We start from the raw sequence: 6,833 nt of genomic DNA on the forward strand, positions 1-6,833 counted from the left end.
GCGACTACAATTGCCTGCATCAGGATATTTATGGCGAGCATGTCTTTCCGCTGCAGGCCACGGTGCTGCTGTCGGAGCCTGCGGTGGACTTCGCCGGGGGCGAATTTGTGCTGACCGAGCAGCGCCCGCGCATGCAGTCGCGGGTCGAGGTGGTTCCGCTGCGGCGTGGCGAAGCAGTGATCTTTCCGGTCCATCACCGGCCGGTGCAGGGCACGCGGGGCATCTACCGCGTCAACATGCGCCACGGGGTAAGCCGCATCCGCTCCGGCCGACGTCACACGCTCGGCATCATTTTCCACGACGCGAAGTAGCCGCGCGGAGTGATGCTATCGCCATTGTGACCGCTGCCGCCGCCGGCATCACTTGCCTGTCGTCAGGCCGATCCGCGTGATCATCTTGTTCCAGTCCTGGATTTCCGAGCGGTAATAGCTGTCGGCCTCACCCAGCGGCCGGGGTTGCGTTCGGAATCCGATGTCGTTCAACCGCTGCTGAAAGCGTTTGTCGTTCAACACGGCGTTGACCGCATTGTTCAGCTTGCCGGCGATCTCGTCGCTGGTCTTGCTGTTGACAAAGAGGCCGACCCAGGTGTCGTGCAGGAAGCCCGGATAGCCGCTTTCCTCGTAAGTCGGCACGCCGGGAACGACCGCCATCCGCTCTTTGCTGGCGACGGCGAGGCCGCGCAGCCGACCGTCCTTGATATGCGGCACCGGCGTCGGCAGCGTGATGGCGACGGCGTCGATATGGCCGCCGAGCAGCGCATTCAGCGCCGGCGCGCCGCCGGGGAAGGGTACATGCACGGCCTCGATCTTGGCCAACTCCTTGAAGAAATACGCGGCCGCGACATAGGGGCTGGTGCTGACGCCCGCGGTGCCGAAGGTGACGCTTTTCCTTTTGCCGTTGGCGACAAGCTCTTGCAGCGTCTTTGCCGGATTGTCCGGGTTCACCACCAGCACGTCCGGGGTCGCCGCGGCAATGGATATGGTGCGCAGGTCGCTGCTGGAGAAGCCCTTGTCCTTCGACAGCGTTTCGTTCACCGCGATCGCGGTGGTCGTCACCAGGATGGTGTGCCCGTTGGGCGGGGACGACGCGACCAGCCGCGCCGCGGTGTTGCCGGACGCGCCGCCGCGATTCTCGACGACGATCTTTGCGCCGTCGAGATGCGTTCCCAACTGTTCAGCGATCAATCGCCCGATGATGTCGGCTGCGCCGCCCGCGGCAAAGCCGACAACAAGCGTGACCGGCTGGTTCGGGGAGAATTGCGCATGCGCGGTGGGAGACGATGCGGCTGCGAACGACAAGCCGAGCGCGCACGCCAGCAGCATTTTCGCGTAACGCATGATGGTTCTCCCTCTTCGTATCGCCGTTGTTCGCGAGCATTCAGTTTGCCGCGCATGCGATTTCGTTTCGGAGACTAAACGGCATCATGCGGATTTTGAACCACGCAGAAGTAGAACGGCGCTGGTTGCGCCACTGCACTTGCACGCAGACCGTGTGTGCTTGGACATCAATGCAGCCTTTGCCACGATGCAGGCCCATCAAGTAAGCTTGCGCATCGTGCGCATGAAGGGAGTTTGAAATGAGCGGTGACAGCTTTCCAAAGTTCAAAGCGGCAGCCGTGCAAGCAGAGCCTGTCCCGCTCGATCGCGAAGCCACCGTCGATAAGGCGTGCAGCCTGATTGAGGAGGCGGGGCGCAACGGCGCAAAGATCATCGCCTTCCCCGAAGGCTTCATCCCTGGCCATCCGGACTGGCTCTACTTCTATCCGCCCGACGAGGCGATGAAGCGGTTCTACCGCGACTTCTTCAAGAATTGCGTCGAGGTGCCGAGCCAGGCGACCGAGCAGCTCGGTCGCGCCGCCAAGAAAGCCGGGGCGTATGTGGCGATCGGCATTAACGAGCGCACACCCGGGAGCATGGGCAGCCTGTTCAACAGCATCCTGTTCCTTGGGCCGGACGGAAATGTCCTCGGCGTGCACCGCAAGCTTGTGCCGACGACGACCGAGCGGCTGGTGCTGAGCGCGGGCGACGGCAGCACGTTGAACGTCTATCAGACGCCCTACGGTGAGCTCGGCGGATTGATGTGCGGCGAGAACACCAACAGTCTCGCCAAGTTTGCACTGCTGGCGCAGGGTGAGAAAGTCCACACCGCGCACTGGCCCGCCTATCCGTCGGAATATAACCGCGGAGGCATCGACGGGCAGGAGCTTCGTATCCGCTATCATGCCTATGAGGGCAAGTGCTTCGTCATCAGTTCATCGTCGGTCTTTGGCGATGCCAGCATCGAGCGGTTGTGCGTGACGGAGCAGGCGCGCAGCCTGGTGCTGAAGGGCAATGCCGTTTCCGGCATCGTCAATCCCTACGGCAAGTACATCGGCGGGCCGCTACGCGGTGACGAAGGCATCGTTTATGCCGACATCGACCTCGAAGTGATGATCGACGCCAAGACCCTGCATGATGTCGTTGGCCATTATAACCGCTTCGATGTTCTTTCCCTGCAATACAACCGCAAGAGCCCGCGCCCGATCTCGTTCACGGATGACGGCGCCGACGGGCTTTCCCGGGAGGAGTTGCTGGCGCAATTGCGCTCCACGTTGAAGGCGCTGGAAGCGCAAGGGCAGGGTGACACCCCGCAGATCGGGCAGATCCGCGGCCTGCTCTCCAATCATTCGTAGGCTGTGCGCCGCGGACAATCCCGCGACGCGGCTTCGGCTGCGCCTGACAAACAAAAACCCCGCCTCGCGGCGGGGTTTTTGCATTCGTTGTGCCGTTTCGGCTTACGCGGGGATGCGCGCCTCGTCCTCGCCCGGTTCGCGCAGCACATAGCCGCGGCCCCAGACCGTCTCGATGTAATTGCGGCCGTTGGAGGCGTTCGCGAGCTTCTTGCGCAGCTTGCAGATGAAGACGTCGATGATCTTGAGTTCGGGTTCGTCCATGCCGCCGTAGAGGTGATTGAGGAACATCTCCTTGGTCAGCGTGGTGCCCTTGCGGAGCGAAAGCAGCTCCAGCATCTGGTATTCCTTGCCGGTCAGGTGCACGCGAGCGCCGCCCACCTCGACGGTCTTCTGGTCGAGATTGACGACGAGGTCGCCGGTGTTGATGACCGACTGGGCGTGGCCCTTGGAGCGGCGCACGATGGCGTGGATGCGCGCGATCAGCTCGTCCTTGTGGAACGGCTTGGTCATGTAGTCGTCGGCGCCGAAGCCGAGGCCCTTCACCTTGTCCTCGATGCCGGCGAGGCCGGACAGGATCAGGATCGGCGTCTTGACCTTGGACACCCGCAGGCTGCGCAAAACCTCGAAGCCGGACATGTCCGGCAGGTTCAGGTCGAGCAGGATGATGTCGTAGTCGTAAAGCTTACCCAGATCGACGCCCTCTTCGCCGAGGTCCGTCGTATAGACGTTGAAGCTCTCGGACTTGAGCATCAACTCGATCGATTGCGCGGTGGCGCTATCGTCCTCAATCAGCAAGACGCGCATGCCAGACCCCTTCTTCGCCGCTGCGGCTCGAAACTCGGCCCGCCGCAGGGGCGGCCCATGAAAACGCTCAGGGACAATCCGATTCGGAACGTTAACGAGCTATGGTTAACAAAATCTGATTCCCGCCTGCAACCACAGACTGGCCGATTTTGGCCGAATCGGCGTAAGGTGTTGTCCGGGAGTGATTTTTTAGCCACGCTTTCGTTCATGTTCCACATTAAGAATCGGATGTAACCGATTCCGACGACTCAAGCCCTTCCATTCTGGTCGGGGTGAGCATTGGGTTAATCCCAACGACGGTGACCTAATGATTAACGACGCGGGTAAACAGCGGGTTAAGACTGGGGTCGTTTGGTTACCAACGGGTCAGCGCGAATGAAGGCGCTGCTCGAGCAAATCGCCGAACTCGATGGGCTCGAGGTCTACGGCCGCGTGGTCGGCGTGCGCGGTCTGATGGTCGAGGTGGCCGGGCCGCTGCAGGCCATGTCGGTCGGCGCGCGCGTCGTTGTCGAAACGGGGTCGAAGCCTATTCCGTGCGAGGTGGTCGGCTTTTCCGGCAGCCACGCGCTGCTGATGCCGTTTGCTCCGCTCGAAGGGGTACGGCGCGGCTGCCGCGCCGTGGTGTCCTCGGTGGCGGGCGCGGTGCGGCCGTCGCAGGGCTGGCTCGGCCGGGTGGTTAACGCGATGGGCGAACCGATCGACGGCAAGGGGCCGCTGCCGGCCGGTCCCGTGCCCTATCCGTTCAAAGCGCCGCCCCCGCCGGCGCATGCCCGCAAGCGCGTCGGCACCGCCATCGACCTCGGCGTGCGGGCGCTCAACGCCTTCGTCACCTGCTGCCACGGTCAGCGCATGGGCATTTTTGCCGGCTCCGGCGTCGGCAAGTCGGTGCTGCTGTCGATGATGGCGCGCAACGTCGTCGCCGACGTCTCGGTGATCGGCCTGGTCGGCGAACGTGGCCGCGAGGTGCAGGAGTTCCTGCAGGACGACCTGGGCGAGGAGGGGTTGGCCCGCTCGGTCGTCGTGGTCGCAACCTCCGACGAGCCGGCCCTGATGCGTCGCCAGGCGGCTTATCTGACGCTCGCCATCGCCGAGTATTTCCGCGATCAGGCCCAGCATGTCCTGCTGCTGATGGACTCGGTCACCCGCTTCGCCATCGCTCAGCGCGAGATCGGCTTGGCCACCGGCGAGCCGCCGACCGCCAAGGGCTATACGCCGACCGTGTTTGCCGAACTGCCGCGCCTGTTGGAGCGTGCCGGCACCGGAGCGGGCGAGGGCACCATCACCGGCATCTTCACCGTGCTGGTCGAAGGCGACGACCACAACGAGCCGATCGCCGATGCGGTGCGCTCGATCCTCGACGGCCATATCGTCATGGAGCGCGCCATCGCCGAGCGTGGGCGTTACCCTGCGATCAACGTGCTCAAGTCAGTGTCGCGCTCGATGCCGCGCTCGGCGGATCCCGCCTTTCTCGATGTACTCACCCGCGCGCGGCGGGTGATGGCGACCTACGCCGACATGGAGGAACTGATCCGGCTTGGCGCCTACCGTCCCGGCTCGAGTCCCGAGGTGGACGAGGCCATTGGCCTACACCCGGCGCTGGAGGCCTTTCTCGGTCAGGATAAAGCCGATTCTACCAGTCTGATCGACGGTTACCGGCGGTTGGAGCAGATCTTGGCCGCCGCCGGGCTCGCCGGCGCTGCCGACGTGCCGCCACGCGGTTAGCCACAGAAAAAGCGGCTTCCTTACCTTTGCGCCATCATTGGAAACCGAAAACTAACGTTATCGCGCCACATTCGACATGGTTGCCCACCGGTACGGGTGCGACCGGCGGGTCAAGCCACGTCCTCGGGGCTTCGGGGGAGTACGAGTAAAATGAAGTCACGCGATACGCTCATTCGTCTGAAGAAATTTCAGGTTGACGAAAAGCGACGGAAGGTCATGCAGATCGAGAGCATGATCGCGGAATTCGAGCGCATGGCCGTCGATCTCGAGCGCGAAATCAAGGTCGAACAGGACCGCGCCGGCATCCATGATCCCGGTCACTTCGCCTATCCGACGTATGCCAAGGCCGCCATTCAGCGGCGCGAGAATCTCAAGCAATCCGCCGACGAATTGAAGGTTCAACTCAACGACGCCAAGGAAGCCCTGGCCGAAGCATTCGAGGAATTGAAGAAGGTCGAGTTGCTCGACGAGCGTGACCAGATGCGCGAGCGCGCCGCCGAGGCCGCCGTGGAACAGTCCGAGCTCGATGCCATCGGCCTGATGCGGGTGCGCAACGCCTCGGCGTGAGCCGGTCCGATTGCCCGGAAAGCCGGCAGGATTACCCCCGATGCCCCGCGAAAGCGGGGCATCGGTTCTTTGATCTGCCCGGAAAACAAATCGCGCGCCGCAAGGGCGCGCGAAGTCGATGGTGAGAACGTCGGCGAAGTATGCCGCGAAATCAGCGGATGGTCACGCGGTCGGCCTGGGTCCAGGTCACCGGCTTGTCCGCCTTGAGGATCGGCGCACGGGCTTCCAGCCGCGTGCTCATGTCCGGCAGTTCCGGGCGGGCGGCGATGCCGACGCCGACGACGATGATGCCAGCGATCAGCGACACCACCACGATCTTGAGGTGGGTCAAACGATCTGCGGTGGCCAGTGTGTAGTTGTTCATGACGCGCTCCCGGACTCTCACATGTTCGCCAGGGCTTCACCTGTCTTAGACTTCACCTGCTTCGTCGGGTTCCGCCGGTTCCAGGTTCAATTCCCGCTTCCGGCTAAAGCCCGTATCTCCAAAGGCTTCCAACGGTTTGCGCACGCGACACCATTCCGGCCCCAGACCCCTGGGGCGCGGCGCCGTTTCCCCTCATCACGGCTGCGTGCCATAAACGTAGAGCGGGCCGATCCGGTTCCAAGACCCGTTCACGTTTCGTTGAATCTCCAGGAATGGCGGGCGGAATCGGCCGGTCGGGCGACCCTGCGCGTCAGATGCTGCCGACCGTCTTCAGCCGCACCCTGGGATGGATTTCCGACTGCGAGAGCACGCTGGTCTGAGCGCGGAAACGCTCGACGATGCCGCGGACGAACGGGCGGATGCCGGGCGAGGTGACGAGCACCGGCGCCTCGCCCTGGCGGGCGGCATCCTCGAACCGCTCGCGCACCAGCGTGATGAACTCGGAGAGCTTCGAGGGCTGCATCGCGAGGCTGCGCTCGTCGCCCTGGCCGACGATGGACTCCGCGAAGCTCTGCTCCCATTTCGCCGACAGCGCGATCAGCGGCATGTAGCCCGCCGGCGTGGTGTGTTGCGCGCAAATCTGGCGGGCGAGCCGCGTGCGCACATGCTCGGCGATGGTGGTCGGGTTGCGCGTGAACGACAGCG

At 63.6% G+C, this 6,833-nt stretch carries 8 protein-coding genes; 4 read left to right on the top strand and 4 right to left on the bottom strand.

What is annotated here, in order from left to right:
• Positions 1-311: 2OG-Fe(II) oxygenase (locus VN004_RS01785; RefSeq protein ID WP_325606440.1), on the top strand; the 311-nt coding region annotated here is incomplete at its 5' end.
• A gap of 48 nt (positions 312-359) precedes the next feature.
• On the opposite strand, the gene VN004_RS01790 is transcribed toward VN004_RS01785, so the two are convergent.
• The gene (locus VN004_RS01790) at positions 360-1,337 is read right to left on the bottom strand and encodes a tripartite tricarboxylate transporter substrate binding protein (RefSeq protein ID WP_325606442.1); all 978 of its coding nucleotides are present in this window, start codon (positions 1,335-1,337) and stop codon (positions 360-362) included.
• A gap of 239 nt (positions 1,338-1,576) precedes the next feature.
• On the opposite strand from VN004_RS01790, the gene VN004_RS01795 reads away from it, so the two are divergent.
• Positions 1,577-2,671, top strand: coding sequence for a carbon-nitrogen hydrolase family protein (locus VN004_RS01795; RefSeq protein ID WP_325606443.1), 1,095 nt, complete (start codon positions 1,577-1,579; stop codon positions 2,669-2,671).
• A 102-nt stretch (positions 2,672-2,773) separates the two neighbouring features.
• Here the strand turns inward: VN004_RS01795 and ctrA are convergent, their stop codons facing one another.
• Complete coding sequence (gene ctrA, locus VN004_RS01800) at positions 2,774-3,475, bottom strand: response regulator transcription factor CtrA (protein ID WP_325606446.1); 702 nt, start codon at positions 3,473-3,475, stop codon at positions 2,774-2,776.
• Between the two features lie 375 nt (positions 3,476-3,850).
• On the opposite strand from ctrA, the gene fliI reads away from it, so the two are divergent.
• Complete coding sequence (fliI, locus tag VN004_RS01805; RefSeq protein WP_325606448.1) at positions 3,851-5,197, top strand: flagellar protein export ATPase FliI; 1,347 nt, start codon at positions 3,851-3,853, stop codon at positions 5,195-5,197.
• Between the two features lie 150 nt (positions 5,198-5,347).
• Positions 5,348-5,764 (top strand): flagellar export protein FliJ, encoded by a 417-nt coding sequence (gene fliJ, locus VN004_RS01810; RefSeq protein ID WP_325606450.1) that lies wholly within the window; start codon positions 5,348-5,350, stop codon positions 5,762-5,764.
• A gap of 151 nt (positions 5,765-5,915) precedes the next feature.
• On the opposite strand, the gene VN004_RS01815 is transcribed toward fliJ, so the two are convergent.
• Both VN004_RS01815 and VN004_RS01820 read right to left on the bottom strand, forming a co-directional pair.
• Entirely contained in the window at positions 5,916-6,128 is a 213-nt protein-coding gene (locus VN004_RS01815; RefSeq protein ID WP_325606451.1) for a hypothetical protein, read from the bottom strand.
• Between the two features lie 310 nt (positions 6,129-6,438).
• Positions 6,439-6,833, bottom strand: a 395-nt coding sequence (locus tag VN004_RS01820) for an FHIPEP family type III secretion protein (protein WP_325606453.1), incomplete at its 5' end; no start/stop codon positions are given.

The sequence above is a fragment of the Pseudorhodoplanes sp. genome (genome assembly GCF_035565855.1).
Classification (GTDB): domain Bacteria; phylum Pseudomonadota; class Alphaproteobacteria; order Rhizobiales; family Xanthobacteraceae; genus Pseudorhodoplanes.